Raw genomic sequence first — 1,155 nt, forward strand, 5'->3', positions numbered from 1 at the left:
GCGTGGTACGCCGCCGCAGGGCGGCGGGGTCCGGGGCTCCCCGCCACGCGGCGGAGCCGCACGTCGGTACAGAGGGAAGGGCCGGCAGGGGAAACGGCCCCGCGCAGCGGCGTCGCCACCGTCACGACCCCCCACCCAGCCGCTCCGCCACCGTCGCCGCCCTGTCCGCACGGCGCCGCGCGTCCCTGGCCGCCCGGGACGCCCGGGAGGCCTCGTCACGCGCGTCCCGGACCTCGCGTTCGGCGCGACGCTGCCGCTCCCTTGCCTCGTCCAGCTCTTGGGCCAGCGCCGCCACCCGCTCGCTGATCCCGTCCAGCGCCGCCTGTGACCGTTCGAGCGCCGCCGACGCCTCCTCGTGAGCTTGCTCGCGTTCTCGGGCCTGCCGCTCGGCATCCTCCGCCTCTTGCCGGGCGTCATCCAGCTTCTCCCGGCGGCGACGGGCCCCGGCGTCCTCCGCCGGCTCCGGCGAGGGCTCCGGCCGGGCTTCCGGGCGGGCCGGCGAGGCCGGCCGCACCGTCGCCCCCGCGCTCGCCTCCAGCCCAGTGAAGCCGACCGGCGCGTTCAGCGGCCGGTCGAGATGCCCGGCGGCCCACTGCCGTGCGGCCTCCGGGTCGGCCAGCACCGCGTGCAGAGTAGCTTCGATCTCGTGGAACGCGGCCTCGCCGACGGACTGTCCTTCCTCCGCCGCGAGCTGCCGCGCCTCTCTGGCCAGCGCCCCGACCAGGAGGTGCTGCTGTCTGCCGAGCTCGCGCAGCTGCTCGCCGTCGAGGTTCCTGTGGGCCTCGCGGAGACCCTCACCGAGGCTGATCAGCGGCCGGACCTTGTCCGGCTCCTTGCGGACGAGCATGTTTCCGGCCCAGGCGGACACGGTCGGCCTGCGCAGTGCCCGGATCCGCTCGGCCAGTTCACGGTCGCCGGCCCGACGGGCCTCGGCCGCTCGCTGGTTGCGGACCGCGGTGAATTCGTGGGGACGCAGCGCGTAGAGCTCGTCGAGCGTGCTTTCCAGGTCCACCGTGCTCCTTACGGTCCCCACCCCGCCGAACACCATGCCGTTTCCCAGGATCCCACTCGGTCCCCGCCCTGCCAGTCCTGCCATCCCTGCCAGGCGTTCGTGCGGGCCGCGGAGCACCGGTCCCCCGCCCCCTCGTGCGGGGG

Annotated in this window: 1 protein-coding gene; it reads right to left on the reverse strand. The window is 75.8% G+C overall.

Annotation, left to right across the window (positions count from 1 at the left end; all coding sequences use genetic code 11):
• Positions 1–121: 121 nt before the first annotated feature.
• Entirely contained in the window at positions 122–1,012 is an 891-nt protein-coding gene (locus ACWGH4_RS35275; RefSeq protein ID WP_453468003.1) for a hypothetical protein, read from the reverse strand.
• Positions 1,013–1,155 lie beyond the last annotated feature (143 nt).

It is taken from the genome of Streptomyces sp. NPDC054847 (assembly GCF_053610925.1).